Below are 25,991 nucleotides of genomic sequence, written 5' to 3' on the forward strand. Positions count from 1 at the left end.
TTGAAAAAGATCGTCGTCATAGGACCTGAATCAACCGGCAAAAGTTTTTTGTGCGAACAGCTTGCCAGGCATTACAATACGGTTTGGGTAAAAGAATATGCCCGTGAATATCTTTTAAAGAACGGCACTGATTATACTTTTGAAAACCTGCTCGACATAGCAAAGGGGCAGATCCAAAGTGAACAGTTGGCCGTTGATCGTTGGCCGTTGGCCGGGAATACCCCCGGCGAACAACGATCAACGAACAACGATCAGTTTTTATTCATCGACACCAACATGTATGTAATGAAAGTATGGTGTGAGTTTGTCTTTGATAAATGCCATCACTGGATATTGAACCGGATCGCCGAAAGAAACTATGACCTGTACCTGCTTTGTAACACGGACCTCCCCTGGGTAAAAGATGAATTAAGGGAATACCCCGACCTGGAAACCAGGGAAAGACTTTTCAGGCACTATAAAGACATCATGGTTAATCAAAACGTTCCCTGGGTGGATATCCGTGGTGGTTATGAAGAACGGCTGCAGGAAGCGATCAAAGCCGTTGATGCCATCACCGGGTGATTGCCTGCACATCCGCATCTCCCGCCAGGTTATTCATTTGCCGCATGATATCATCATACCGGCCGGCAACATACCTGCTCAATGGCTTTACGGTATATCGTTTGGGGTTGGGCAAGCAGGCAGCGATCTGCGCCGCTTCTGCCATGGTCAGGTCTTTGGCGTTCTTATTAAAATATTTTTTTGCGGCGGCCTGCACACCAAAAACGCCCCGGCCCATTTCGGCAATGTTGAGGTAGCGTTCCAGGATCGTTCTTTTTGACCAGCCTGTTTCAATGGTGAATGTATAGAACATCTCCAGGCCCTTCCTGAATTTGCTTCTTCCCTGCCAGAGAAAGATATTCTTTGCTGTCTGCTGGCTGATGGTGCTGGCGCCGCGTACTTTACCCGGGTGCCGCTTATTGTATTTTATTGCCCGCTTGATGGCTTTCAGGTCAAACCCGTCGTGATCCGGGAACTGCTGATCTTCGCTGGCTATTACCGCTAATTTTATGTTTGGCCCCATCTCATCAAAGCCAATATAATCCCTTGACAGGCCATTTCCCTGCAGCAAACTTCCTGCCTGTGTGAGCGTAAGGGGAGGATTGAATACAAAACCAAGCAGGAAATAAAAGAAGGAGAGGATGTATATGGTGTAAAAAAGATCCCACACAAAGAAGGTTATTTTTTTTACCCTCCTGTTTTTCCGCAGCCAGAAATAATATACAAGCGCAATCACCGCCACCCCCGAGATCAGTATCAGCAGGTTTTGTTTACTGTCCTTTATCTCGATGGCTTCTGAAAGATCTGCAAAAACAAAGAACAGGAACCAGCTTACATGGATGATAAGAATACCCAGGAATATTCTTTTTATCCAATTCCATGTTTTTTTCATCCGTGGTGGTTTAGGTTGCTGCAATATAAAGATTAACCCTTTTTATTGCTCATGTTCATGTACACCAGCCTGTATTTTTTACCAATGATCATGGCGCCCCCGTTCTTTCTTCCTTTTGCCATAAAGTAACCGATCGTTCCCAGGCCAACAGAAGCCAGCAGGAGCGGGGCACTGAACTTACTCCGGTCGGCAATATATACCACGCCGCTTGCCAGGGTAAGCAGCACTCCGCCGCTAAGCAATGCAGCACCGCTGCCCCTGGTATTGAAGTTTGTTCTTTCCTTCCGTCCGATGGCTGCCACCTGGTTGTAGTGGTACGTATAGTGATAACTTCCAAGTGTATCAATAATATAGGTGCCGATGGTGGTAGGCTGGTAGCGGATGATGAACTCCTGCAAAAACAGCGTGTCGTTCTTAATGCCGTTGATGGTTGCATTTATGAAAGAACCCCTGTCTGTGGTAAACGCAATATTGCCCCCGCTGTAAAAGGTCTCTATTGTTTTGTTTTTCTTTTTCAGCAGGATGAAATCGGCAGATTGGGCAAAGGAAGCGACCTGGATAAAAAGCAGTATCGGCAGTAAAAATTTCATGCAGCAAAATAAACCGGTGGATTTTTTACTTCCTAATGAAGGATGTTAATCTTTTATCAATGTATAAATGATGCCGGCGAGTATCACCACCCCAAACACCAGGTATAATATCCCCGAAATGCGGTTGATGAGCAGTATCACCCGGTCGCTCAGCCTTTTACCGATATAACCGGCACCCATCACCTTACCCACATCTGCCAGGATGGTCACTCCAAGGCAGGTGGAAAAAATGATGATGCGGTCGTGTAAAGAATAAACAGAAGCGAGGGAAGCAGCCATCAGCACCCAAAATGAGATCACGGCAGGGTTAAGGGTGTTAATGATAAAACCGGAACTCAGGATGGCAAAATAGTTTGTCCGTTTTCCTGCAGGGGTGATCTCGTCGCCGGCAATTTCAGCTGGTTCCTGCAGGCGGCGGGGCTCTATTTTTTTCAAAAAAGCAAAATAAATACCCATGCCTATCAAAAAACAGCAGCCGGCAATGCCAATGGGTATTTTAAAATCCAGCAAAACCTTTATCGCCTCGCTGAAGCCATTACTGAGAACCACCCAGATAATATCGCTTAACCAGACACCGGCAATAAAACTAAAACCGCCCCGCCTGCCATGGTTGATGCTTTGCTTGATGGTGGTGAATATGACAGGGCCTACCGAAAAGATCAGCAGCAAACCGATTGCAAGTCCTTTTAAAACCACATCAACCATGCGCTAAATGTAAGAAAGGATTCTTAGAAGTTGTCTAAGAATCAATTTTTCGTTTCCCATCTTGCGGTTGGTGAGGACAGCAACCGCGGCAGAACATCGTGGCTGCTGTCCTCACCGGCCACGTTTTCAATTATTGAAAACCCTTGTTCTCAGCAACGTCTCCGATAGGGATGTTGCGTAATGCCGAGACGAAACTTCTTCAGCCTTACTTAGAGAGACATTGCCTGAAAAACCAGATACACTATTCTTATTATAAATCATTTAACATTTCAGACAAAATCAGTAAGGCTATTTGCCGTTTAAAGAAAAACGCACCAAATGGATACAATGCTACCCGATTAATTACCTCAACGCTGCTTTCATTTCATAATCCGTAAAAAAGAGTACCATTTGAAAGCAAAAAGAAAGATCCTGGTCATTGTATCATTCCTTTTAATCATTGCCGGTAAAAGCCAGGCCCAGTTCTATAAAGACATGAGCATCGGCCTCAATGCAGGAATGTATGTTTACCAGGGCGACCTTACCCCGGACCCGCTGGGTTCTTTCCGGACCATAAAGCCGGGCCTGTCCCTGTTCGCAAAAAAGCCCATCAACCATTTCCTGGCTGCCAGGCTGCACATGAGTTTTGCCAGCCTGCAAGGCAACGACAGCCGTTACAGCAAACCCGATTACCGGCAGCAGCGTAACTTTTATTTCTTCACTCCGTTAATGGAATTTTCCGGGCAATTGGTATGGAATATACGGGGAAGGAATTATGACGACTATGGGATACAACCCTATGTTTTCACCGGGGCTGGCGTTTCTTTTGTAAGGGTACAAAAAGATTACAGCCGGATGAATGCCGCTTATTTCGGCGAGTCATCAGATATATATGCCGGGCTTGTTGCCGATGATGCACACGGGACTTCGCCCGCCCTGTTATCTGTTCCGGTTGGTGTGGGGGCAGAATACCCGCTATCCGAACGGTTTTCTATAAACCTTGAAACCTCGTACCGGTTCATTTTTACCGATTACTTAGACGGATTCAGTCAATCAGCCAACCCAAAGTTGAAAGATCACTACCACAGCACTTCCGCAGGGTTAATATATAAGTTTGGAAAAAAGAAAAAGGGCATTGGCTGCCCCTCTGTAAATTAAACATCTATGAAACAGGTAAAAGAAAAATTATGCCACGGTTTCCTTTTGAAGGAACTGTTCCCAGTCTTCAAGCATTTTCCCTTTAAGCACCCGTGGAAACTTATGCTGGCCCCCCACTTTTCCCTTGACTTTCATAAAGTCCATAAAGGTCTTTTCGGGCAACACTTTCACCAGCACATCCTTTAATGCATGCCGGCGTTCCACTTCATAGTCGTCATTCAGTTCCTTCAGTTTTGAATCAATGCGGCGGCGCAGGTCATCCGCATCGGCTTTATCGTCGGTAGCCACATACCACTGGTGGGCAAAGAAGTTGCCATAGGGGATACCCGCCACAGTAAACTCGGGGATAAAGATATTCAGGTCGTCGCTGACCATTTCAATGGCCTTATTCATATTGTCAACACTCATGTGTTCGCCAACAAGGCTTAAGAAGTGTTTGGTACGGCCGGTGATGATGATCTCACTCCTTTCCCGGTCAACCAGCCTTACCGTATCGCCAATGGCATAACGCCATGCCCCGGCATTGGTGCTGATGAGGATGGCATAATCCCTGTTCTCCTCTATTTCGTGTATCATGTATGCTTCCGGGTCTTCCACCATATTTCCCTCGCTGTCGAAATTCTTTTCGTCAAAGGGAATGAATTCAAAGAACACATTATTGTTGAGCGCCAGGTGCATACCGGGGGCATCCTGCCGGTTCTGGTAAGCCAGGAAACCTTCACTGGCCAGGTAGGTCTCAATATACGTGATGGGCTTTCCCAGTATTTTCTCAAATCCTTTTTTATACGGCTCCAGCGCCACTCCGCCATGAACATAAAAAGCCAGGTTGGGCCATAATTCATGAATATTCTTCAGATTGTACTTCTCAATGATCTTTTCCATGCACAACTGCAGCCAGGCGGGCACCCCCACAATAAAACCGATGTCCCAGTTGGGCGCATTGTTCACCACTTCTTCCAGCTTGGTAGCCCAGTCTTTTACTTTAGCAATTTTTTTTCCGGGCTTATAAAGTCCCAGCCCCTGGAACCAGAACGGGATATTCTTTTGCTGGATACCGCTCAGGTCGCCGGCAAAATAGGTTGGGCCTTTTTGCAACTGTGTGCTGCCTCCTAAAATAAGCCAGCCTTTTCCCACAGCACTTTTGGGAACATTCTCGTACTTGGTCAAACTCAGCAACTGTTTAAAACTGGTGATGGTATTGCTGCGTATCAGGTCTTTGGTGATGGGTATGTATTTGCTGGTGGCATCGCTGGTACCGCTGCTGAGGGCAAAATATTTTATCACACCCGGCCAGCATACATCCGGGATCCCTTCTTTGGTCTTATACCACCAGGAGTCGTATAACTTGTTGTAATCGTATGCCGGGACCAGTTGCTGGAATTTTTTCCCGGGGTGGCTGCTCAGGAGAATATCATCAAATCGGTAGCGCTGTCCGAATTCGGTGAACCTTGCCTTGCGGAGAAGTTTTTTCAGCACCTTTATCTGCTGCCTCCGGGGATCGCTGATGGGAATATTGAGCGCCCGCGCAATGGATTTTGGAAGTTTGATGTCAAATATCGCCATCTGCAGTTATAAAGGTTAAAGTGAGCAAATATAGTTAAAAACACCTCACCCCAACCCCTCTCCCTTAAGAGATGGGAAGGGGGTGAGGTTCAATAGCGAAACTGATATAATTCATAAAAAGGGCGGGACGGCCGTATCTAAAAAATGAGTAGGTTTGTCATCCAAAAATAAAACTATATGAAAAGGATTTTAATTGCTGTCGTGTTATCAATCAGCGTATTTAAAGCCAGTGCCGATGAAGGTATGTGGTTACCCATGTTGCTTGGCCAGCAGGTGTACAACGACATGGTGAAAAGAGGACTCAAACTCACCAAAGAACAACTTTATTCCATCAACAGATCGTCCTTAAAAGACGCCATCATCATTTTTGGCGGCGGCTGTACAGGTGAAATTGTAAGCAGCCAGGGATTGATATTCACCAACCACCACTGTGGGTATGGGGCCATATCAGCAGCCAGCACAGTGGAGCATAATTATTTAAGGGATGGATTTTATGCCTATAACAAGGACCAGGAATTAAAAAGCCAGCTAACCGTTCAGTTCCTCGACCGGATCGTGGACGTTACCAAAGAAGTAGAAGAAGGGGTGAAGGGCCTTGCCTGGGCTGACCGCGTTAAAAAACTGCCGGAGGTTTATAAATCCATCACCGATAAAGTGGCCGACAAAGAGAACGGGCTGACCGGGAGGATATACAGCATGTTCAAAGGAAACCAGTACATCATGTATGTGTACAAAATATACCGTGACATCCGCCTGGTAGGTGCACCACCAGAAAGTGTGGGCAAGTTTGGCGGCGATACCGACAACTGGGAATGGCCCCGTCATACCGGTGATTTTTCTGTCTTCCGGGTATATACCGGCAAAGATGGCAAGCCGGCCGATTACAGCAAAGACAATGTGCCCCTGAAGCCAAAACATTTTTTACCGGTAAGCATCAAAGGTTTTAAAGACGGCGATTATGCCATGATCTATGGTTATCCCGGCAGCACCAACCGCTATGAGACCAGCTACGGTATCAAACTGAAAAATGAAATTGAGAACCCTGCATTGGTTGGTTTGCGTGACATGCGCCTGAAGTACATGTACGAACAAATGATAAAAGACCCCGCCGTGAAATTAAAACTGGCAGATAACTATGCCGGCGTTGCCAACTACTGGAAATTCTTCGACGGCGAAACAAAACAACTGGTCAAGTTCAATACCTACGGGCAAAAGCAGGATTATGAGAACCGGTTCAATGCCTGGGCAAAGGGAAAACCCGAATATGAGAATATTCTGGCTGAGTATGCAAAGAACTATGCGGCCTGGACCCCTTACAGCAAACACCGCCAGTATATCAACGAAGGCATTGTTGGCTCCCCGCTGATCGCTGCTGCCGGCGGACTTATTTCTTTAGAAGATAAGCTGCTCAAGAACAATACAGCAGCTGCCGATATTAAAAAAGCAACCGATGCAGCCACCGCAAACCGCAAAGGCTTTTTAGAACATGAAGACCTTCCCAGTGATGAGAAGATACTGGCTGCTGTTTGCATGATGTTTTACAACGATGTGGATAAGAGCCAGCACCCCATTGGTTTTTACGAAGGACTTAAAGCCAGCTACGGCGACCTGAAAGAGGAAGCCACCTATAAGAAATGGGCGCATGACGTGTTTACAAAGACCCTGTTGCTCGACGACGCCAAATGGAATGCCTTTGTGGCAAACCCGGATGGCGCTGTGCTGCAGGCCGACCCGGCATTTGCCTTTGCATCGGCTTTTATTAAGAATTACAATACCAAGTATTCCCCCCTCTACACGGCGTTCGTTAACAAGAATAATGAACTGGGCCGCAGCTATATGAAGGGCATCATGGAAATGAACCCGGCTGCCGTGAACAAGATGTATCCCGATGCAAACTTCAGCATGCGGGTGAGTTATGGCAATGTAAAAAGTTACCGCCCCCGGGATGCGGTATTCTACGATTACGTGACCACCAGCAAGGGCATACTTGAAAAATACAAAGCAGGCGACTATGAATTTGACCTGCCTGCCAAACAGGTGGAGCTTTTGAAGAAAAAGGATTTTGGCCAGTATATCGACAAGCGTACCAATGACCTGGTTGTTGGTTTCATCACCACCAACGATATCACCGGCGGCAACTCCGGCTCCCCGGTCATTGATGCCAATGGTAATTTACTGGGACTTGCTTTTGACGGCAACTACGAAGCCCTCAGTCATAAGATCGCATTCGACAAAGACCTTAACCGCACCATTTGTGTGGACGTACGTTATGTGCTTTGGTGCATTGACAAACTGGGTGGTGCAAAGAATATTATTGATGAGTTGAAACTGGTGAGGTAAGAGGTTTATTGTGATTGAATTAAACCGCTCCAACGTATTGGGGCGGTTTTTTATTTCTTAGTGCCGGAGCTTCTCCGGTCATTTTTTCAATGTAACATTTATCACCAACCGCCTGCCCCCTGGCTGGTACTTTTGCTGCACCGGTCTTCCTGTTCCTTATTAAGCAAAACAGGGAAAGAACTGGTGGCAGATTACTGTACGGTTCATTTTAAAAAAACCATTATGATCAATACATTAAAAAAACTACTGGGCATTGGCCCGAAAACGAATTATGCCGAACTGGTAAGGCAGGGCGCCCTTATCATTGATGTACGAAGCAGGGGTGAATATGCCGGCGGGCACATTAAGGGTTCTGTCAACATTCCGGTTGATAAGCTCCGGAATAACTTCGGTAAACTGAAAGACAAGAACAAGCCAATCATCACCTGTTGTGCATCAGGTATGCGGAGCGCTTCGGCCAAAGGCCTGCTCAAGGCAAATGGTTACGGCGAAGTGTATAATGGCGGAAGCTGGGGAAGCCTGAAAAATAAACTGTAAGGAAACCGGAACGGGTGGTTTGTTTATCTTTAGCACATGCCAACCCTTAATATCGAATTTAAGGCAACTACCCGCCGGCTTGCAGAACTGGAAGCGCTGCTTCAGCAATACGATCCCTTATACATGGGAGAAGACCACCAGGTGGATACCTATTTCAATATTCCTTCCGGCCGTTTAAAACTACGGGAAGGTAATATTGAAAATGCACTGATCCATTACGAACGGGAAGATACAGCCGGTGCCAAAGCCAGTCATGTTCTATTGTATCATCACAAGCCCGATAAAGCATTAAAGGATATCCTCATCAAGACGCTGGGTATAAAAGCCGTGGTAGATAAACGGCGGAAGATCTATTTCATTGAGAATGTAAAATTCCATTTTGATACCGTGGATGGCCTGGGAACATTTGTGGAAGTGGAGGCCATTGATAAGGATGGAACGATCGGAAAAGAAAAGTTACAGATTCAATGTGAGAAATATGCTTCCTTGTTTGGCATTGCTGCGATGGATTATTGTTCGGGTTCCTATAGTGATATGATCTTGAAAAAAGTTTAATTTCTTTCTTTTACCACAGATTTGCACAGATTGTTTTCACAGATTACACAGAATCTGTGGTTATCTGTGACCTTGATCTGTGGCCATCTGTGGTTAAAACATATCTTTGCCCCATGGCAGAAGACTTAACGATCATACAGGGAAGCAAAGCCGAGATTTATCAATCACTCATCCCTCAAATAAAAGGGTTATTATACGGTGAACCCGATCTCATTGCCAACCTGGCCAATGTTACCGCAGCACTTAAAGAGCAGTTCGGCTGGCTATGGGTGGGATTTTACCTGGTGAAGCCTTCCCCCGCTGAAGTTTCGGAGGATAAAAACGAATTGGTGCTGGGACCCTTCCAGGGGCCGGTTGCCTGCACAAGAATAAAAAAGGGAAAAGGCGTTTGCGGAGCGGCCTGGCAAAAAGCAGAAACACTAATCGTTGATGACGTGGAAAAATTCCCCGGCCATATCGCCTGCAGCAGCTTATCCAGGTCCGAGATCGTGGTACCCGTCATCCGTAATAATGAAGTGATTGCTGTGCTGGATGTGGACAGTGAATCGCTGGCCCAATTTGACGAAACGGACAAAAAGTATTTAGAAACGATTATAGAAGCGATTCCTTTTGCCCCTGTCCCCTAAAGGGGAACTTATATTGTTACACTATGATTTTATTCTGATAATAATAAAATCATAGCTACCAAATAAAGAAAAGAGCTTTAACTTTTTTTACTCTTAGTTCCTCCGCCAGCTGGCGGAGGCGGAGGGGGTGGTACATTATCCTTCCATCCCCACAAATACCTGCAGGCATAGGTTCTATACGGGCTCCATTTTTTTGAAACAGCCAGCATCCTTTCCTTCATCGCTTTCTTATCCTCCGCATCGATCTTATACAGTTTGCATATGGCCTGTTGTATGCCCAGGTCATCCAGGGCAAAAACATCCTCTCTTCCTAACGTGAACATGAGTACCATTTCCACGGTCCACTGGCCCACCCCTTTTATCTGCGTAAGCTGTTTTATCACTTCTTCGTTACTCATCTTATGCAGCTTTGCATCGGTGATCTTTTCTTCAATAAAAAACCGGCACACATTCAGTACATAGTTTGCCTTGGCATTGCTGAGACCGATGCCCCGCAATGTTTCAAACGGTGTTCCCACGATCTGTTCCGCTTTTGGTTCTTTGCCATTATACAGGTCAAGGAACCGGCGGTGGAATACATCGGCAACTTTGGTGCTCAGTTGCTGGCTCATGATGGAATAGCAGAGATGCAGGTACACTTTTTCTCTTTTCACCAGCACATGAGGCTTCTGCTGGTCGATGATCTTTTTTAATTTTTTGTCTTTGGAAAGATGGGCAATATGCTGCATCAGCAATTAATTTGAACCCAAGTTCTGGAATTTATCTTATTCCTAATAAAAAACCCAAACGGTGAACATTAAATAATTGTTCACCGTTTGAGCAGTAATTACCGGTTTTTGTTTTAGATTATTAAGGTAATAATACCCTGTCAATCACATGCACCACGCCATTACGGCACATCAGGTTAGTGCCCACAATATTCGACAGGTTGGTGCCATTGCCATTCCCTTTGATCGTTGGGCCTCCGCCTGTGCCGTTGGTTAAATTAATGGTAGTATTGCCGCCCGCCAGCATGGCCAGGTTACCGTTAGCCAGGTCAGAAGAAAAAGCCCTGCCGCCAACTACATGGTACCTTAATACCGCCAGCAAAGTCGGCATCGGGATATTGTTAATATCGGTTAAGCTGAGTGCGCCTAAAAGCTGTGTAAATGCTGCATTGGTTGGTGCAAACACGGTAAGGGTTGCCGAACTTAATGTAGCAATCAATGTAGGATCTCCTCCGGGGCCGTTATTAGCCCTTACAATGGCTTTTACCAGTGAGTCTAAACCCGATCCGGGCGCCTGGGCAGTTGCCACAATATTGCCGGATGGTTTGTTTAATGCTTTTGATAACTGGTGAATAACCCCATTGTCGGCATTAACATCAGCAACGGCAACTTTTATACCATTTACATAAACTCCCGATGTGTTCCGGGTAACAAAAACCGAATCGCCACCGGCGGTTATCACTTTGGCATTAGGACCAGCCGGTACCGAAGCAGCCAGAATTTTTGAACCAATGGTATGGTATAATAACAGATCGCTGAGCTGGGTTGAACTTAAGGATGCAACAGTGGTTGAATTGATGCCTGCACTTGCAAAAGCGGCGTTATCGGGCGCAAATACAGTAAATGGGCCTGCTCCACTTAATGTGGAAGCTAAATTGGCCTTTACTACCGCTTCTTCCAATACACTGAAATTTGCTGAATTAACCACCACATCGGTGATGGTATTGGTGGTTACAATTGGATCATCGTCTTTATCGCAGGATGATAAACTGATCAATGAACCCGCTAATACAGCGAATAATAATTTGTTGAATGTCGTTTTCATTTGTTTAATTTTTTTGTTTTTTTATTAAACAGAATGAAACTTCATTTAGTTCATAGCTTTTTTAAAAAAATTTTTTGTGTTTATGATTTCAATAAAAAAAGTTTTCTTTATTAAACAGTTTAGTATAAAACAGTTTCAGAATTCAGTTCACATCCCAACTCATCTCCCCGCCCTTTTCATCTTTCAGACTGATCCCGATAGAGGCTAACTGGTTCCTGATCTTATCACTGGTGGCAAAATCCCTTTTCGCCCTGGCTTCTTTTCTTATTTCTACCAGGAGGCTCATCACCTCATCCAGCTTGCCGCTTTCAGAAGCAGTATTCTTCAGACCAAACACGTCTTCCAGGTATGCTTTGAACTTCTGTTGCAGTAATGCCAGCGTGGCCGGCGAAACTGCATCCGCATTTATCAATCCGTCCTTGATTGAATTGATCACCGGCACCAGTTCAAACATATTGCCTAAAACCTTCGCTGTGTTAAAATCATCGTTCATGAATTCATCAAACTCATTCACCAGTTTATTCACTTTGGCATCCAGCTCTGCATCGCTTGCCAGTTTTTTATTGTCAATGGCCAGTTTTTTCAGTGTTTCATACGCATCCCACAACCGCTTCAATCCTTTCTCTGATGCCTGCAATGCTTCATTACTGAAATCAAGTGTGCTCCGGTAATGCGTTTGCAGCATGAAAAACCGGACCACGACCGGTGGATATGCTTTTTCCAGAAGCGGGTGGTTGCCGGTGAATAATTCTTCCGGTAAAAACCCGTTGCCCAGCGATTTGCTCATCCGGGTGCCGTTCACGGTAAGCATGTTCGTATGCATCCAGTAATTGGCGGGGCTGGTATGGTAGCAGGCCTGGCTCTGTGCGATCTCGTTGGTGTGGTGTGTGGCAGCAAGGTCCATGCCGCCGCCGTGTATGTCAAATTTCTTTCCCAGGTATTTTTCACTCATGGCCGAGCATTCAATATGCCAGCCCGGGAACCCCATGCCCCAGGGACTTGGCCATTGCATGAGGTGTTCGGGCTTAGCTTTTATCCACAAGGCAAAATCAAGCCGCCCTTTTTTTTCATCCTGGCCACCCAGCTCCCTTGTTCCTTCCAGCAGGTCTTCCATTTTCCGGTTGGTGAGAATACCATAGGGCTGTTCCTTATTGTATTTCTCCACGTCAAAATAAATGGTGCCGTTCACTTCATAGCCATACCCGTTGGCAAGTATCTGTTTGGTCATTTCTATCTGCTCTGCAATATGGCCGGTAGCAGTTGGTTCAATGGAAGGCGGCAGGTTGTTGAGCAACTGCATCACATGGCGGAAACCCAACGTATATTTCTGAACGATCTCCATCGGCTCCAGCTGCTGAAGCCGGGCGATCTTGCTGAACTTGTCATCGCCCTCATCGCGGTCGCCTTCCAGGTGCCCCGCATCGGTTATGTTGCGTACATAGCGCACTTTGTACCCCAGGTAAAGCAGGTACCGGTAAATGATATCAAATGATATGAACGTGCGGCAGTTGCCCAAATGCACATCACTGTAAACCGTGGGGCCGCACACATACATGCCCACATGGCCGGGAGTGATGGGTTTAAACTCTTCTTTTTCTCTTGAAAGGGTGTTGTATATTTTTAAAGACATGGTTGGTTTGTAGTTTGTAGTTTGTGGTTTGTATTGCATCACCTGCAATCCAACAAGCTAATAAGAAACAGGATGTAATTCTTTGCAAAGATATTAAGCTATGCCGCAAGGGCAACAGAAATCCTGGTATGGGAAGAATGCGTTCATGTGAACCGCTAAGGTATTATTTTTTGCCCAATTGCACATCGGCAAAAATGGGGAAATGGTCGCTCAGCTTTTTATGGATGCGTATGAACTGTTTCACTTCAAACCGGTCGTCAACAAAAATATTGTCGATCCGCAATATGGGCGATATCCCGCTGAAGGTCCTTCCCAGCCCTGTGCCCTTTTCAACAAAGCTGTTCTTCATGGTACCGCCAATGGTATGATAGGCATAGCTGTTGGGAAGGTCATTGAAGTCGCCGCTTAAGATGACCGGGTAAGGGCTCTTTTCCAATTCAGCCCGTATCCTCTCGGCCTGCACCTGCCTTCTTAAGAACCCTCTTTTGAATTTGCCCAGGATGTTTTTTGATTCTTTGATCGTTTTTTCCTCCCCGATGGTCGGTTCTTCAATATACTTTAAGTTAGACCGGCTGAACCGCAGGGTCTGCAGGTGGATATTGAATACCCGGATCGTATCGACTCCCTTTACAACATCTATATACTGAAAAATGGAATTATAATCATGGGGATAAAAAGAAACCGTTCTTTTATTGATGACGGGATATTTTGAAAAGATGATGATACCGAAATGGGCATATCCCCAAAAATCTTCTTTTACATTGTAGGAATAAAAATAATCCGGGTAACTGAGTTTCTTCAAAAACTCATCCATGTGGCCATGGTCCCTGATGGTACTGTCTTCAGCAACCATTTCCTGGAAGCAGGCAATATCGGGCTGGTATTCGTTGATGATGTCAAACATGCGCTTCTTTACTTCAGGATGTTTTTTATCATCCAGCACATTGAACTGGGCCACGTTCCAGGTCATTACCCGGATGGTACCTGCGGGTTTTTCCTTTTCCTGTGCAGGAGAGAGCCGGAAGGGCAGTATGTTGTTGATGGGCTTGTATGCAAACAGGATGGCAACCACCGAAATGAGCGCCCGCCTGGGTTTTACAAACAGCCAGAAAACAATAAAAGCAACAAGGACCAGTAAAATATAGAATGCGGTCAGGTTTAATAATCCCACCGGCCAGAAATATGCCGGGCTGAACAGATAGCTGTAGCTTCCCAGCAGGAAAAGAACCCCTGCAAGGATATTTGCAATGATGAAGATCCGTTTTGTCTGCCGGCGAAGAAAACCTTTGGCCATTGTATAAAGATAATGCTAAGCGAACTAAAAGGATTTTAAAGGAGCGAAACTGCAGAACCCTGAGGCTTATAACATTGCCACACTGCCGGTATGAGGTATTTGTCATTACCCGCCTTCGGCAAGCTCAGGCTGACAGCCCGTTTAAAAAAAGACATTATTGATACGCTATTCTTCGCTGGCCTTTTTTAAAATATCCTTTTCCTCCCTGGTAAGGTGGCTGTATCCTTTCTGGCTTATTTTGTCGAGTATCTCATCAACCCGCTGCTGTGTAATGTTCGATGTCTTATGATAGGGGCTCCTGTTCCCGGTATTGTAAAAGACCTTTTCTTTAACCGACTGTTTTTTATTGCCCGGGTTGGGATTGAACAGGTTGATGAACCAATGGTAGAGTTTGTTCATCCAGGTGCCGGCATCGATCTTATTTCTCAGGAGCATTACAAACAAAAACCCGGCAAAGGCCCCGCCTATATGTGCTGCCGTGTAAACCGGGGGCTGGCCGGCAACGGAAACCAGGTCGATGGCAACATAAACAACCGTGAGCACCCAAACCGGTATCCCACCCATGATATGCCTGAAAAAACGGTAGCCGGGAGCGATGATGGTTGCAGCAAGCGCCACCGCCAATACCGCGGGGTTTGCACCTATTATCCAGGTATCAGCAACTGCCGGGGAAGGGACGATATAAGCGGTGGCCACAAAGAACAGGGCTCCCGTAAAACCTCCGTATAAATAGACCGGGATGAGTTTCCGGTTGCCGGTAAGGTCCTGCAATACAGAACCAAAGGCCCACAACCAGAGCATATTGCTGAGGATCCGCAATAAAGCCACATCACTGAACATATAGGTCAGTACCGTCCATGGCCGTTGGACCAGTTTATTCATATTGGCCGGCAACTGGAACCAGTTGACCACATCGGTATAAAAAGCAGCATCGGAGTTTGTGTTCACCGCAACGGCCGTTTTAATTACAAGCAGCACCAGGAAAAAGATGGTATTGAGCACAAAGAGCCACATCAGCGCATTATCCGGCTGGCCCAGCGTAAAACGCTGCTTTTTTACTTTATACTCCTGGTAGCGGTCTGCTTCTCCCATGGTAGAAAACTTTGTACTGTGAAATTACAAACAGTTGCTGCAAACTAATGTTGTGTCAATAGAAAGTTTTTTTATTACCCTTGTTCCATACCAGCACCAGTATGAACCCCATGGCCAGTCCGCCCAGGTGGGCAAAATGGGCAATGTTGCTGCCGGTGGAAGATACGCCGCCAAAAAGGTCAATGGCGGCCATGATGGCAACAGCATACTTTGCTTTTATGGGTACCGGTAAAGGAAATATGATCAGTTCGGTGTTTGGGAAAAGATATGCAAACGCGGCAAACAATCCCATGATGGCACCGGAAGCACCCACTGCCGGAGAGAATTCAAGGACCAGATGGGCAAAACCGGCAGCAAGGCCGCAGGCAAAATAGAAAATGAAGAACCGTTTGGGCCCCCATACCCTTTCCAGCATGGTGCCAAACATCCAGAGGGCAAACATGTTAAAAAGCAAATGAGCAAATCCTCCGTGGGCAAACATGTGCGTCACCAATTGATAGGGGCTGAAGTAAGGTGTCTGGTAAGGATAAAGGGCGATCTTACCGGTTATCTTCTGGTCCAGTATGGTTTCCGGGCTTGGGCCGTCAAACATCATCTGTATAAAATAAACCAGCACATTGATGATGATCAGGTTAAGCACCACCGGTGTTGTGCGCTGAAAACTGCTTCCGTATTTGTTATATGCCATTGTACAAATTTAGTGGTTAATCGGGTTTCAATTTCAGCAGCACCACACATTCAATATGGTGTGTGTGTGGGAACATATCCACCGGCTGGATCTTTTCCACGCTGTATCTTTCTGCCAGCAGGTTCAGGTCCCTGGCCTGCGTGGCGGTGTTGCAGCTTACATACACGATCCTGGGCGCTGCGATCTCCAGCAGCTTATTGACCAGCTTCTCGTGCATGCCGGCACGGGGCGGATCGGTTCTCACCAGATCGGGCCTGCCGTGTGTGGCAAAAAAATCATCGTTGCATATTCTGGTCACATCGCCTGCAAAAAATTCGGCGTGGCCTATGTTATTCAATGCCGCATTTTCTTTGGCGTCCTCGATGGCCTCCGCTATTGCTTCCACACCAATTATCTTTCCGGCATCCCCGCTTACAAATATGCCGATGCTCCCGGTGCCGCAATACAGGTCGTAAACCGTCTCCTTGCCGGTAAGCCCCGCAAAGTCGCGGGTGATGCGGTATAATTTTTCCGCCTGCCGGGTATTGGTTTGAAAAAATGACTTCGCAGAGATCTTAAACCGGTATTCTTCCGTGCCCGTTGACAGTTTTTCAATGACATGGCCTTTGCCGGAATATACCCGGGGCTCCAGGTCGTAAATGCTGTCGTTCCATTTGGGGTTGATGGTGTACAGCAGCGTGGTTATTTCCGGCACTTCCTGCAACAGGTGATCGAAAAGTCTTTTTCGGTCTTCTTCGGCATCATGGTTAAGGCAGATGTTCACCATCAGTTCGCCGGTTGTACACAGGCGGACGATGATGTTGCGGAGCCAGCCCGTATGTTGCCGTATATCGTAAAAGGAAAGATCATTTTCCAGGGCAAAAGACCGGATGGTATTCCGGATGCGGTTATTCACATCATCCATCAGGTAACATGCATCAATGTCGATCACCTTATCAAAGATCCGGGGAACGTGAAAACCCAGAGCCCCACCCCCTCGCCCCCTAAAGGGGGAGATTTGGAGTCTGCTGATTCCGAAAACCCCAATAAGTTATCAGGTTCTTCACAGGCCCCTCCTTTGGAGGGGTTTGGGATCTCCCTTTAGGGGGTGGGGGGGTCAGCAAATATCTTTTATTACTGAAAGTAAACTCCAGTTTATTTCTATAATGTACCGTATCATCTGCTCCGATGATCGGTAAGATCCCGGGTAGATCTGCTTTGCCTATCCGCTGCAGGTTTTGCTCCACTTCCTGCTGTTTGTACATCAACTGCTTTTCATAAGGAAGCATCTGCCATTTGCAGCCGCCGCAAACGCCAAAATGTTTGCAAAAGGGTTCCACCCTTTCCTTTGAATATTCATGGATCTTTAACGCCCTGCCTTCGGCCCAGTCCTTCTTATTTTTGATAAGCAGTAGATCCACCACATCGCCGGGTACGGCCCCGGAAATAAAGATCACTTTCCCATCCAGCTTTGCCAGGGCCTTGCCCTCCGCCGCATACCCCGACACGGATATGTTCTCCAGTATTTGTTTTTTATTTTTCTTTCGCACGGCAGCAAAAATACCGTTTAAATCCTCCCGATTATTTTTGTTAATGATTTGTAATTGTTAAACAATGCCCATCGGCCCGGATGAAGAATAACCGGTGATTTTAAATACATTTGCTATCCTTAAATCACCATGAAAAAATACCAACTACTTCTTTTTGCACTGGCGGTTTGTAATGCGGCGTTTAGCCAGGGCTACCAGGTAAGCCTGAAAGCCCCCGACTTTAAAAGCGGCATCACCTACCTTACCTATTACATGGGCAGCAATTTTAATGTGGCCGACTCGGCTGCCATCAGCAACAAAGGCACCGCAGTTTTTAAAGGGGCAACCAAACTTCCACCGGGTATATATGCCATCTTTTTCCCCGGAAACAGGCAACGGGTTGAATTCCTGGTTGATAAAGAACAGGTGATCGCTGTTACTGCCGATACCTCCGACCTGATCAATAAAACAATGGTAACCGGTTCAAAAGAAAACATCCTGTACGAGCAGTACCAGCGGTTTGCTGCTGCCAAAGGAAGGCAGATACAACAGGAGCGCAACAGTTATGCGGCGTCCCAAACAAGGGAAGATTCCCTGCTGCACGAAAAAAATTACAACACGTACAACAAGCAGTTGAATGACTACCGGGAGGGCATCATAAAGAACCAGCCCAATTCCATGATGGCTACGTTGCTGAAAGCCATGAAAGAGCCCCCGGTGCCAACAAGGGTGCCGGTTACCAAACAGGATTCCCTGAACAATTATTACGAATACAAGAACCATTACTGGGACGGCATCAGCTTCATGGATGACCGCATCATAAGAACACCCTTCTTCTTACGCAAACTGGAACGTTATTACCGGGAGGTGATCTCGCCGGTGGCCGACAGCATCATAAAAGACGTGGATTATAAATTATTGCTGGCCAGGTCGGCACCGGAGATGTACAAGTTTTTGCTTAACTGGCTTACCGATGAATTCATCAACCCGAAATACATGGGGCAGGATGCTGTATTTGTACACCTGTTCGACAAATACCACAGCAAGGGGTTAAGCAAATGGCTGAACGAAAAACAAATGGAGGCGATCAACCGCCGGGCCTACATGCTTATGGCAAACCTGATCGGCGATAAGGCGGCCGACCTGGAAATGCTGGACCCTTCCGACAAGCCTTCTTCGCTTTATAATGTAACTGCTGATTATACGGTCGTTTGTTTCTGGGACCCCAACTGCGGCCATTGCAAGGAAATGGTTCCCAAACTCGATTCGGTATATAAAGCCAGTTGGAAACAGCACAATGTGAAGATCTATGCAGTACTTACCCCGGACGGGAAGGGCGACGTTAAGCCGGAATGGATGCGTTTTATCAGCAGCCAGAACCTGGGAGACTGGACGCATGTGTATCAAACCAAAGAAATGGAAGCCCGGAATAATGCTGAACAGCGGCCGAGTTTCCGGCAACTGTACGATATTACCATGACACCTACCCTATACCTGCTGGATAAGGAAAAACGCATCATTGCCAAAAAACTTACCTGGGAACAACTGAATGAATTGCTGGAAGTGAAATGGAAATCTCCTTCCGCCAACTAAAACAAAACTGCTGATGAAAAAATTTTATTTGCTGCTCCTTATTGCCTGCTGCTGCTACCCGGCGTTTTCCCAAACACTGTTCACCTATGGCAGCAAGGCGGTTGATAAAGACGAGTTCCTGCGGGCCTACAACAAAAATAAAACGCCCGTTACCGATAAGGAAAAGGCCCTGAGGGAATACCTTGACCTGTACGTGAGGTTTAAGCTGAAAGTAAATGCCGCCCTGGATATGAAGCTGGATACTCTGCCCCAGCTTCAATACGACGCACAGAGTTTCCGTGGCCAGATAGAAGACAGCTATCTCAATAATGAAAAAGCGCTCAATACACTGCTTGACGAAGCCTTCAGCCGCAGCCAGAAAGACCTGCATGTGCTGCATTTTTTCGCCCCCGTGGGTAATCCGCTTACGCCGGATGACACGGCAAAAATATACAAGGCCATTTCCGGTTTATATACTTCCCTGGCTTCCGGCAAAACAGATTACAATAACCTTGTTGAAGAGGCGGGGCCCGGGAGCATCCGGCTGTCGGATATTGGTTTCATAACCACATTCTCCCTGCCGTATGAATACGAAAATATCATTTACGGACTGGGCAAAGGACAGGCAAGTAAGCCAACCCGCTCAAAAAGCGGCTGGCATGTATTTAAAGTGATCGACGAAAGGAAGGCAGCAGGCAAATGGAAGATCGCCCAGATACTGCTGGCTGTACCCCCTGAGTTGCAGGCGGGAGACCGGTCCCTGCTGGAAAAAAAAGCCGATTCGATCTACCAACTGTTACAAAAGGGCGCCGACTTTGGGATGATGGCCAGGCAATTCAGTGATGATAAGTTAACCTATGGCAACAACGGAGAACTGCCCGAATTCGGTTCGGGAAGATACCAGGCCTCTTTTGAAAAGGAAATTTTTAAACTGGGCCGGGATGGCGAAATAAGCAAACCCTTCCTGACCGATTACGGGTACCACATTGTAAAAAGGATAGCGCACAGCCCGGTATCAACAGACAAGAATGACCTGGCCTTTCTTTTTGAACTGAAACAAAAAGTGCAACAAGACGCAAGAATTAATATAGCCAAAGAGCTTTTTGTAAAAGAAGTAATGAAGCAGGTAAGTTTTAAAAAGACCGGGGCCGTTCCGGATGCAGAACTTTTCCGCTATGCAGACAGTGTGCTGGCAAAGCCCGCTTCAGAAACAGGCAATACTGCTCTTTATCCCATCAGCAATAAAACCATCTATACTTTTGCCCGATCAAAACTCACCGGAAAGGACTGGCTGGACTTCATCCGCAACTACAAAGGCAGCGCTGAACTTTACCAGGGTGAGACCAACGCTGCGCTGGTTGAAAAATTTGTCACCGCAAATACGCTGGATTACTATAAAGCGCACCTCGAAGATTTTAATCCTGAGTTCAGGTACCAGATGCAGGAATTTAAAGACGGGAATGTGCTTTTTGAGATCATGGAAAGAAATGTGTGGGGAAATGCCTCTGCCGACAGTTCCGCTTTGCTGAAACATTATAACACTAATAAAAATAAATACCTGTGGGCATCCAGTGCAGATATCCTGCTTTTCAATTGCTACAACAAAACCATTGCAGACGGTGCACGGGAATCTTTGAAGGGCGGAAAAGACTGGAAAAAGATCCTGGAAGAAGCCAACAATACCATCCAGGCAGATTCGGGCAGGTTTGAACTTACACAGATACCCGTGGGCATTGATCCAAAACTCCCTGCAGGGACCATTACCGAAACGGTCATCAGTCCCCAGGATGGTTCGGCCGGTTTTGTCAGGATCATCCGGCAATACGAGGCAGGATTACAAAGAACATTTGATGAGGCAAGGGGACTTGTTATCAATGACTTCCAGAATATCCTGGAGGAAAAATGGATCGGGGAATTAAAAAAGAAATACCCGGTGAAGGTAAACGAGGCGGTCTTCCGGTCCTTGTTGAAATAATGACAATAGTTTTACAGACTTAAAACCTGCCTGCAGCAACCGTTGGCAGGTTTTTTGCGTATATGGGTTGAACAGGAAAACCGGCAGTAAATCTTTGCCTTATTCCTTTCTTTAATACCCAAATGCATTACCCCTTTATGAAAACTAAAAAGCCTTCTTTATCCAGGAGGGCTTTTTGTTTTTTACAAGAGGAAGACATAAGGAACCGGTCTATTGTTGGCGAATAAAGAAGCCTTTCTTTTCCGGCTATGTGAAACGTACGGCGTATTTGTAAGGATCTGCCCCTGGCAGCTGTTTTGAGCAGTTGGTTTCAAAATCCGGACACAACTTGTCCCGCTTAAAGCGGGAGCCTGGTAGAATTATACGGGCCCGGGTGATCCCGTAATCAATGCGTTTGTAAATTGGTCATTATGGTGTGAACACCTGTCTGCCGACAGGCAGGCTTACGCCAGTGGGGGCTGAAGAAAACCATTTCAGCCTATTTACATTTTCCGCTGCCAAGGCATCTTGTACAGGTTTGGTCTTCATAAACATAACCCGATTGTTTAATTTTTCTAACATTACCATAACTATCTGTACCATTAGTTATTTCCCAGGTTTTAAAAGATGACACTGTGATTTTTCCGCTTCCATTGCAGCGCTCACAACTGCATATGGCTTCGGCTTTAGGTTGGGTAACAACGGGGGCCGGAGATGTATTGGCAGATTTTTTTTCATCCCATGCTTTCTGCTGCCTTGCAATTTCCCGGTCCCTTTCTACTTTAGAAACAAACTTTGATGAGCCTGTTATACCAAATTCCTTTAACAGGTTTGTCCTTTCTGATGCCGGGTACCTATCGTAAAAGCTGTAATAGCTTTCATTAAAATTACCTGCAGCTTCCAGGGAGATATAGACCAGGAAGTTCAACCTGGGAAATTGATAATTCAATTGATTAAAACATTTATTCAGGTCTTTTGACGCTTCAGCGTATCTACCCATTTTTAAACCCAGTATGCCACGGTAATAATAGGCATCAGCATATAAGTTATTTAGATTTATGGCTTCCGTGTATTTTTCGTAAGCAGTTGTTCTGTTCCCGGCTTTATCATATTCCTGCGCTTCATTAAATAACTCTTCCCATTTAACACGGATGTTTTTTTCGGTAAGTCTTTCATGATAGATATCTGAAAGCGTTTTTTTTATGCCATAGGAAGTATCACTCAGGTAATTGTATTTTAAGGCGTTTTCGTAATCTCCCATATTGGCATACATTCGTTTTATGGGAATGGAATAATAGTAAATATAAACCGATTTATGTGTTTGTTTTTCATAGGCAATTTGGGCTTTCAGATAAGCTTCCAGTGCAGGTTCATATTTGTCCTGCCTATCCAGTATCTTCCCTTTCAGGGCCATCCTTTGCTCAATCTCATCCTGGTGAAAATCCCCGGGTGTACAGTTATCAAGTTCAGAAAGAGCTTTATCAAATTCTTCCATCTCTTTATACACGAGCGCTTTGTAATAAGAAGTGTTGCACCAGCCATATTTTTTATAAGGCTTATCGGCTTTGGTTAAGTTTTTAATAGCTTTTTTTCCTGCTTCCTTTACATCCGCATTTTCTTTAGCCAGGTCACTTTTAAATTCGTTGTACGCTTCCTGCAATGCAACAATATAAGTACCCTGGCATAATACGGTTTGCGTAAAACTGTAAAATGTAATCAGCAAAAGTGTTTTTTTCATGGTTTAAAATTAGCAAATGCTTTATATGCAGCTATACCCACTGTATGGTATTTTTTACTTAAAAGTAAGAGATATATATGTTCCACTGGCGCAAGCCTGCCTGTCGGCAGACAGGCTTGCACCAGTAGGGGGTGTATTTTATTCCGTTTAGTGAGCTACGAAACGGGGCTTGGGGATTACAAGAAAGAAAATACCGTTAAAAGACTATATGAAAGTTCATTTAATTATCCAATCTTTGGTATCGTTTTAAACCATTTTATCACTAATAATGCCAAAAATTGAATCTATTCAAGGCGAGGCTGATAACGTTAAGTAAAATGAAAAAGTATATTGTTACGATTCTGTCATCCTTAATTTTTACCATTTCCTGCCAGAAAAATTACGAGGTTCAGGGTACAGTTAAAGGAAACCTGCTAAATGATAATGCTTATATAGTGGATAGTTCTGCGGTTAATGCATCAGGAGTGAATAGCTTATCCATAAATAAAGCAAAGACAAGCTACCGGCCTAAAATTGGAGACATCATACTTTCCGGACCATCTGGTATTAATCCATATGGACTTCTGAGAAAGGTTGTTAATATTACCGACCAGCCTGCTGAGGTCGTATGTCAAACAGTTCAGTCTGATTTAAATGAGGCATTTAAACAGCTTTCAATAAACCAAAAATATCTTGACACATTCACATCAAATGCAACCTTCCTCACAGGTCCGAGTTTAACCTTAAATTTTAATAATAATATCACACTGGCAAACGGTATAAAGCTGAATGGGGTTTAAAGTTCAATCTTCCCGAGATCAATATCCAATACGAAAAAAAAGAAGGTTCTTTGTTACCAGAAAAGTCTTGATAAAAGCGGAATTAAACACAGAAGGAAGCACATTGGAAATCCAAAACCCCAATAATACAAATCTTGAACTCCTTTCAGAGAAGATCATCAGGGATTTTTCCTTACCCCCGATCACCATACGCATACCTGTTGTTACACCACTTGGTATACTGGTTTTGCCTGTCATTTTTACTCAAAATATTGCGATAAAGATGTTCCCGATCAAAATAACAGGTAAGGCAAAATGGGTGATCTTACCAAAATTTACAGCAGTTTTAGGGGCAAAGTTTGAAAATGAAGTCTGGACTAATATAAGTTCATTTACTTCAGATGTTTCAGCAATGCATCTTGCAAGAGGTGATTTCGCTCCAACATTATCAGTGGAAGCAACAGCAACCTTGCTTAAGCCTGTATACGAGATCAGGCCTTATGGTCTTGATATCTTTAAAGGCTTTTTTGAAGTTCCAAACGACCTCACCTTTAAAGTTCAGACGGCGTCTCCTAACTATTCTTTAAAATACAAATTGAAAGTTGCCGGTGGAATTAAAACAAAGTTTTGGACAGATAAAGAAAGTGAATTTTCCATTTCAACTAATATACTTGATATTACAATCCTTGAGGGTGATTTTTCACCCTTGGTACTTATTTCTAACCCTTCCAATTATCCTATTACGCAATTAATTTCAGGCACTCTTTGTGCCGGGTATACAATCTGTGATTTTAAGTGTTCGCAAAGCGACTGGAATGCAACAACCGGTACCCCAAAATATGTTGATGCTTCAGGCACTTCAAGAGACGTTAATGGGGCGCTTCTTCAGAATATCATTAATACCTGGGGCTTCAATTCCACTTTTTGCACAAACAGTGGTTCAGGGGCATTAATATTTTACAATACCAGCATTGTTAATGGCGAGGTTAGAGGTAAAGTTAAGATACTTGGCGACTTTGGTACCTGTTCTCCCCCTTACCAGGATATGTATTTCAGGTCTTTTAATTTTAAACTGATCTATTCGACATTAAATGCAAACTTGCAAACGACTATTGCAGGGACTTATGCAATAGTAAGTAATGAATTACAGACGAGTCAATAAATAACTTTGTTTGCAATATGGACTAAAGGACAACTGTGGTTGACCTCTTCCCACAAAATCGAAGCGATATAAATTAGAAAATTGGGGCAATATTCATAATTTAAAAAATGAAAAATTGCTCATGAAGAAGTCAAAATTTTCCGAAGCTACTTTTTACAACTGTAAGAAAAATTACGGGGGCCTTTGAGTACCCCACTGGCGCAAGCCTGTCTGCCGACAGGCAGGCTTGCGCCAGTGGGGGGCCAGTGAGGGTTCTTGAGTCACGAACCGGAGCGGGGGGATTGAATAAGGAACAAGGAATTTAGAAGTAGTATCCTCTACAGAAGCTGCTTTACCACATTCCCTACCATATGCGGCCTGCCCAGTGTATAATAGTGCAGGATGGGTACGCCCGATTTTTTCAACTCCTGCGACTGCATAAGCAGCCACTCTGTTCCCACCTGCTCCACCGCTTCCGGGGTCTTGCATTTTAAGATCTCGCTGCTCAGCGCAACGGGAAGGTCAATGTGAAATACTTTAGGAAGCATGGTTAACTGGTTAACACTGTAAATGGGTTTCAGTCCCGGGATGATGGGAACATTGATCCCGGCTTCCCGGCAGGCTTTTACAAAAGCAAAGAACTTTTCATTGTCGTAGAACATCTGGGTAACAACATAGTCGGCCCCCATGTCTACTTTCATTTTCAGGTAGTGCAGGTCGCTTTCCATGTTGGGCGCTTCAAAATGTTTTTCGGGATAGCCGGCCACGCCGATACAGAATTTTGTACGGCTGGTGTTCTTCAGGTCTTCTTCCAGGTAAATGCCGGAGTTAAGATCAACCACCTGCTTCAACAGGTCGCTGGCAAATTTATGTCCCCCCGGTTCGGGCATAAAGGCTGTTTCATTCTTGGCGGCATCGCCCCGCAGCACCAGCACGTTGTCGATGCCCAGGTAGTGCAGGTTGATCAGGGCGTCTTCGGTTTCATTGATGTCGAACCCTCCGCAGATAAGATGAGGTACCGTATCCACGCTGTATTTGTTCATGATGGCAGCGCAGATGCTTTCGGTACCGGGCCGCTTGCGCACCACCACTTTCTGGAATGTGCCGTCGGGGGTTTTTTTGAACACGTGTTCGCTGCGGTGATAGGTTACGTTTATATAAGCCGGCCTGAACTCCATCAGCGGGTCCAGGTGCTGGTACAACGACTGGATACCCTTTCCTTTAAGCGGTGGTAGTATCTCAAATGAAATAAGGGTGTCTTTGGCTTCTTTGATGTGATCGGTTACTTTCATCGGTGAAATTAGTTATGCAAACTT

The 25,991-nt window shown here is 45.4% G+C and carries 24 protein-coding genes; 10 read left to right on the forward strand and 14 right to left on the reverse strand.

All coding sequences use genetic code 11. The features are described from left to right. Positions 1-564 carry an ATP-binding protein gene (locus IPJ02_09910; protein ID MBK7375849.1) on the forward strand — a complete coding sequence of 188 codons (564 nt, stop codon included), beginning with the start codon at positions 1-3 and terminating at the stop codon, positions 562-564. Here the strand turns inward: IPJ02_09910 and mtgA are convergent. From mtgA to IPJ02_09925, 3 genes are read right to left on the reverse strand one after another with little or no spacing between them, the layout of a single operon-like run. Next, positions 554-1,435 (reverse strand): monofunctional biosynthetic peptidoglycan transglycosylase, encoded by an 882-nt coding sequence (gene mtgA, locus IPJ02_09915; protein MBK7375850.1) that lies wholly within the window; start codon positions 1,433-1,435, stop codon positions 554-556. The genes IPJ02_09910 and mtgA overlap by 11 nt on opposite strands. Positions 1,436-1,467: 32 nt before the next feature. After that, the gene (locus IPJ02_09920; GenBank protein ID MBK7375851.1) at positions 1,468-2,025 is read right to left on the reverse strand and encodes a hypothetical protein; all 558 of its coding nucleotides are present in this window, start codon (positions 2,023-2,025) and stop codon (positions 1,468-1,470) included. Positions 2,026-2,070: 45 nt separating this feature from the next. Further along, on the reverse strand, positions 2,071-2,730 hold the full coding sequence (locus IPJ02_09925; GenBank protein ID MBK7375852.1) for a LysE family transporter: 660 nt from the start codon (positions 2,728-2,730) through the stop codon (positions 2,071-2,073). A gap of 390 nt (positions 2,731-3,120) precedes the next feature. On the opposite strand from IPJ02_09925, the gene IPJ02_09930 reads away from it, so the two are divergent. Then, entirely contained in the window at positions 3,121-3,867 is a 747-nt protein-coding gene (locus tag IPJ02_09930) for an outer membrane beta-barrel protein (GenBank protein MBK7375853.1), read from the forward strand. Positions 3,868-3,894: 27 nt separating this feature from the next. Here IPJ02_09930 and IPJ02_09935 read toward each other — a convergent pair whose 3' ends face one another. Then, entirely contained in the window at positions 3,895-5,430 is a 1,536-nt protein-coding gene (locus IPJ02_09935) for a GH3 auxin-responsive promoter family protein (protein MBK7375854.1), read from the reverse strand. Between the two features lie 177 nt (positions 5,431-5,607). On the opposite strand from IPJ02_09935, the gene IPJ02_09940 reads away from it, so the two are divergent. From IPJ02_09940 to IPJ02_09955, 4 genes are all read left to right on the forward strand, one after another. Next, positions 5,608-7,770: a S46 family peptidase gene (locus IPJ02_09940; GenBank protein MBK7375855.1), complete on the forward strand. Its 2,163-nt coding sequence runs from the start codon at positions 5,608-5,610 to the stop codon at positions 7,768-7,770. Positions 7,771-7,992: 222 nt separating this feature from the next. After that, positions 7,993-8,307, forward strand: coding sequence for a rhodanese-like domain-containing protein (locus IPJ02_09945; protein ID MBK7375856.1), 315 nt, complete (start codon positions 7,993-7,995; stop codon positions 8,305-8,307). A gap of 36 nt (positions 8,308-8,343) precedes the next feature. After that, positions 8,344-8,862 carry a class IV adenylate cyclase gene (locus IPJ02_09950; GenBank protein ID MBK7375857.1) on the forward strand — a complete coding sequence of 173 codons (519 nt, stop codon included), beginning with the start codon at positions 8,344-8,346 and terminating at the stop codon, positions 8,860-8,862. A 113-nt stretch (positions 8,863-8,975) separates the two neighbouring features. Beyond that, a complete protein-coding gene (locus IPJ02_09955; protein ID MBK7375858.1) occupies positions 8,976-9,488 on the forward strand; it encodes a GAF domain-containing protein in 513 nt (170 codons plus the stop codon). 77 nt (positions 9,489-9,565) lie between these two features. Here IPJ02_09955 and IPJ02_09960 read toward each other — a convergent pair whose 3' ends face one another. The 8 genes from IPJ02_09960 to IPJ02_09995 all read right to left on the reverse strand — a co-directional run bounded on the left by IPJ02_09960 (position 9,566) and on the right by IPJ02_09995 (position 17,533). After that, positions 9,566-10,216, reverse strand: a complete 651-nt coding sequence (locus IPJ02_09960; protein MBK7375859.1) for a DNA-3-methyladenine glycosylase 2 family protein — start codon at positions 10,214-10,216, stop codon at positions 9,566-9,568. Between the two features lie 121 nt (positions 10,217-10,337). Continuing rightward, complete coding sequence (locus tag IPJ02_09965) at positions 10,338-11,300, reverse strand: fasciclin domain-containing protein (GenBank protein MBK7375860.1); 963 nt, start codon at positions 11,298-11,300, stop codon at positions 10,338-10,340. Between the two features lie 142 nt (positions 11,301-11,442). Further along, on the reverse strand, positions 11,443-12,930 hold the full coding sequence (locus tag IPJ02_09970; GenBank protein MBK7375861.1) for a cysteine--tRNA ligase: 1,488 nt from the start codon (positions 12,928-12,930) through the stop codon (positions 11,443-11,445). Between the two features lie 163 nt (positions 12,931-13,093). Continuing rightward, positions 13,094-14,224: an endonuclease/exonuclease/phosphatase family protein gene (locus IPJ02_09975; GenBank protein MBK7375862.1), complete on the reverse strand. Its 1,131-nt coding sequence runs from the start codon at positions 14,222-14,224 to the stop codon at positions 13,094-13,096. Positions 14,225-14,389: 165 nt separating this feature from the next. Next, positions 14,390-15,316: a rhomboid family intramembrane serine protease gene (locus IPJ02_09980; GenBank protein MBK7375863.1), complete on the reverse strand. Its 927-nt coding sequence runs from the start codon at positions 15,314-15,316 to the stop codon at positions 14,390-14,392. A gap of 55 nt (positions 15,317-15,371) precedes the next feature. Next, positions 15,372-16,004 (reverse strand): rhomboid family intramembrane serine protease, encoded by a 633-nt coding sequence (locus IPJ02_09985; GenBank protein MBK7375864.1) that lies wholly within the window; start codon positions 16,002-16,004, stop codon positions 15,372-15,374. Between the two features lie 16 nt (positions 16,005-16,020). Continuing rightward, positions 16,021-16,908, reverse strand: a complete 888-nt coding sequence (gene rlmD, locus IPJ02_09990) for a 23S rRNA (uracil(1939)-C(5))-methyltransferase RlmD (GenBank protein MBK7375865.1) — start codon at positions 16,906-16,908, stop codon at positions 16,021-16,023. A gap of 79 nt (positions 16,909-16,987) precedes the next feature. Next, a complete protein-coding gene (locus tag IPJ02_09995) occupies positions 16,988-17,533 on the reverse strand; it encodes a class I SAM-dependent RNA methyltransferase (protein ID MBK7375866.1) in 546 nt (181 codons plus the stop codon). A gap of 129 nt (positions 17,534-17,662) precedes the next feature. Here IPJ02_09995 and IPJ02_10000 point away from each other — a divergent pair, with 129 nt between their 5' ends. After that, the gene (locus IPJ02_10000) at positions 17,663-19,105 is read left to right on the forward strand and encodes a DUF4369 domain-containing protein (protein ID MBK7375867.1); all 1,443 of its coding nucleotides are present in this window, start codon (positions 17,663-17,665) and stop codon (positions 19,103-19,105) included. Positions 19,106-19,118: 13 nt separating this feature from the next. Further along, entirely contained in the window at positions 19,119-21,059 is a 1,941-nt protein-coding gene (locus tag IPJ02_10005) for a peptidylprolyl isomerase (protein ID MBK7375868.1), read from the forward strand. A gap of 478 nt (positions 21,060-21,537) precedes the next feature. Here IPJ02_10005 and IPJ02_10010 read toward each other — a convergent pair whose 3' ends face one another. Beyond that, complete coding sequence (locus IPJ02_10010; GenBank protein MBK7375869.1) at positions 21,538-22,776, reverse strand: hypothetical protein; 1,239 nt, start codon at positions 22,774-22,776, stop codon at positions 21,538-21,540. A 317-nt stretch (positions 22,777-23,093) separates the two neighbouring features. Between IPJ02_10010 and IPJ02_10015 the strand changes: the two genes are divergently transcribed. Beyond that, complete coding sequence (locus tag IPJ02_10015; protein MBK7375870.1) at positions 23,094-23,555, forward strand: hypothetical protein; 462 nt, start codon at positions 23,094-23,096, stop codon at positions 23,553-23,555. 67 nt (positions 23,556-23,622) lie between these two features. After that, positions 23,623-24,696: a hypothetical protein gene (locus IPJ02_10020; GenBank protein MBK7375871.1), complete on the forward strand. Its 1,074-nt coding sequence runs from the start codon at positions 23,623-23,625 to the stop codon at positions 24,694-24,696. A gap of 317 nt (positions 24,697-25,013) precedes the next feature. On the opposite strand, the gene IPJ02_10025 is transcribed toward IPJ02_10020, so the two are convergent. Beyond that, a complete protein-coding gene (locus tag IPJ02_10025; protein ID MBK7375872.1) occupies positions 25,014-25,967 on the reverse strand; it encodes a methylenetetrahydrofolate reductase in 954 nt (317 codons plus the stop codon). Positions 25,968-25,991: the final 24 nt, after the last annotated feature.

Source organism: Chitinophagaceae bacterium (assembly GCA_016710165.1).
In the GTDB taxonomy this organism is placed as follows: domain Bacteria; phylum Bacteroidota; class Bacteroidia; order Chitinophagales; family Chitinophagaceae; genus Ferruginibacter.

Excerpts from the sequence above, each read along its gene's own strand:
- mtgA (MBK7375850.1), bottom strand. The coding sequence starts at position 1,435 with ATGAAAAAAACATGGAATTGGATAAAAAGAATATTCCTGGGTATTCTT.
- IPJ02_09920 (MBK7375851.1), bottom strand. The coding sequence starts at position 2,025 with ATGAAATTTTTACTGCCGATACTGCTTTTTATCCAGGTCGCTTCCTTT.
- IPJ02_09925 (MBK7375852.1), bottom strand. The coding sequence starts at position 2,730 with ATGGTTGATGTGGTTTTAAAAGGACTTGCAATCGGTTTGCTGCTGATC.
- IPJ02_09935 (MBK7375854.1), bottom strand. The coding sequence starts at position 5,430 with ATGGCGATATTTGACATCAAACTTCCAAAATCCATTGCGCGGGCGCTC.
- IPJ02_09940 (MBK7375855.1), top strand. The coding sequence starts at position 5,608 with ATGAAAAGGATTTTAATTGCTGTCGTGTTATCAATCAGCGTATTTAAA.
- IPJ02_09945 (MBK7375856.1), top strand. The coding sequence starts at position 7,993 with ATGATCAATACATTAAAAAAACTACTGGGCATTGGCCCGAAAACGAAT.
- IPJ02_09950 (MBK7375857.1), top strand. The coding sequence starts at position 8,344 with ATGCCAACCCTTAATATCGAATTTAAGGCAACTACCCGCCGGCTTGCA.
- IPJ02_09955 (MBK7375858.1), top strand. The coding sequence starts at position 8,976 with ATGGCAGAAGACTTAACGATCATACAGGGAAGCAAAGCCGAGATTTAT.
- IPJ02_09960 (MBK7375859.1), bottom strand. The coding sequence starts at position 10,216 with ATGCAGCATATTGCCCATCTTTCCAAAGACAAAAAATTAAAAAAGATC.
- IPJ02_09965 (MBK7375860.1), bottom strand. The coding sequence starts at position 11,300 with ATGAAAACGACATTCAACAAATTATTATTCGCTGTATTAGCGGGTTCA.
- IPJ02_09970 (MBK7375861.1), bottom strand. The coding sequence starts at position 12,930 with ATGTCTTTAAAAATATACAACACCCTTTCAAGAGAAAAAGAAGAGTTT.
- IPJ02_09975 (MBK7375862.1), bottom strand. The coding sequence starts at position 14,224 with ATGGCCAAAGGTTTTCTTCGCCGGCAGACAAAACGGATCTTCATCATT.
- IPJ02_09980 (MBK7375863.1), bottom strand. The coding sequence starts at position 15,316 with ATGGGAGAAGCAGACCGCTACCAGGAGTATAAAGTAAAAAAGCAGCGT.
- IPJ02_09985 (MBK7375864.1), bottom strand. The coding sequence starts at position 16,004 with ATGGCATATAACAAATACGGAAGCAGTTTTCAGCGCACAACACCGGTG.
- rlmD (MBK7375865.1), bottom strand. The coding sequence starts at position 16,908 with ATGGATGATGTGAATAACCGCATCCGGAATACCATCCGGTCTTTTGCC.
- IPJ02_10000 (MBK7375867.1), top strand. The coding sequence starts at position 17,663 with ATGAAAAAATACCAACTACTTCTTTTTGCACTGGCGGTTTGTAATGCG.
- IPJ02_10005 (MBK7375868.1), top strand. The coding sequence starts at position 19,119 with ATGAAAAAATTTTATTTGCTGCTCCTTATTGCCTGCTGCTGCTACCCG.
- IPJ02_10010 (MBK7375869.1), bottom strand. The coding sequence starts at position 22,776 with ATGAAAAAAACACTTTTGCTGATTACATTTTACAGTTTTACGCAAACC.
- IPJ02_10015 (MBK7375870.1), top strand. The coding sequence starts at position 23,094 with ATGAAAAAGTATATTGTTACGATTCTGTCATCCTTAATTTTTACCATT.
- IPJ02_10025 (MBK7375872.1), bottom strand. The coding sequence starts at position 25,967 with ATGAAAGTAACCGATCACATCAAAGAAGCCAAAGACACCCTTATTTCA.